This window comes from Mesorhizobium sp. M0159 (genome assembly GCF_040322295.1).
Lineage (GTDB): Bacteria > Pseudomonadota > Alphaproteobacteria > Rhizobiales > Rhizobiaceae > Mesorhizobium.
Genome location: NZ_JAMYTF010000137.1, coordinates 1 through 1,028, shown reverse-complemented (window position 1 = coordinate 1,028; position 1,028 = coordinate 1). Strand labels below are relative to the sequence as shown.

General features: G+C 60.7%; 1 protein-coding gene. It reads left to right on the top strand.

What is annotated here, in order from left to right; translation table 11 throughout:
- Positions 1-86 precede the first annotated feature (86 nt).
- Positions 87-1,028, top strand: a protein-coding gene (locus NKJ32_RS35400) for an IS630 family transposase (RefSeq protein ID WP_352830588.1) whose coding sequence is annotated in 2 segments (ribosomal slippage) — positions 87-406 and positions 405-1,028 — 944 coding nt annotated over the 2 segments. Because the reading frame shifts where the segments join, the coding sequence is not laid out codon by codon here. This gene is flagged as partial in the annotation.

Below are 1,028 nucleotides of genomic sequence, written 5' to 3'. Positions count from 1 at the left end.
CTAGAGCGTCGGACGTTCAGTTTGAATCGCGAGGGATTCCAGTGAGGCGTGGTTCATGATTCACTTCCTGTAGGAGGTGATTTGCCATGCCCAAGCCCTATTCGCTCGATTTGCGTGAACGTGTTGTGCGGTTTGTCGAGGCTGGCCACTCGCGGCGTGCGGCGGCGGCACATTTTGGGGTGTCGGTTTCGTTTGTCGTGATCCTGATGAGGAACTATCGAAAGACCGAGAGCCTGGCGCCCAAGGCCAGCGGTGGCCGCCGCCATTCCAAGCTCGACCCGCATCGTGCGTTCCTGCTTGGCCGTGTGGCCGAGAAGGATGACATCACCATGCCGGAGCTTGCCGCCGAGCTGGCCGCTGCTACAGACGTCCAGGTCGCTCCTGCCTCGATCTCGCGCTGGCTCATCAGGAATGGCTATCGCTTCAAAAAAAACGCTGCTGGCCAGCGAGCAAGATCGTCCCGACGTCAGCAAGGCGCGGCAGGAGTGGCAGACCAGGCGCCAGCCGCGGATGCGGCTTGAGCCACATCGGCTGGTGTTCATCGACGAAACCGGAACCACTACGAAGATGACACGTCTGCGCGGCCGCTGCCTAAAGGGCCAACGGCTGCGCTCAAAGGCACCGTTCGGGCATTGGAAGACGCAGACCTTCATCGCCGGGTTGCGCTGTCATGGGCTCACGGCCCCTTTTGTTATCGACACGCCGATGAACCGGCGCATCTTCGAAACCTATGTCGAAACGCAGCTCGCTCCGACGCTGGCAAAGGGCGATGTCGTCATCCTCGACAATCTCGCTGCCCACAAGAGCCCGGCCGCCGAGGCAGCGATCCGGGCCAGAGGCGCATGGCTGCTCTTCCTGCCGCCCTACAGCCCAGATCTCAATCCCATCGAAATGGCATTCGCCAAGCTCAAGGCGCACCTGCGCGCAAAGGCCATCAGAACCATCGACGCCCTGTGGCAGGCCATTGGCGATATCTGCAATCTCTTCTCTCCAACAGAATGCAGAAATTACTTCGCAGCCGCAGGGTA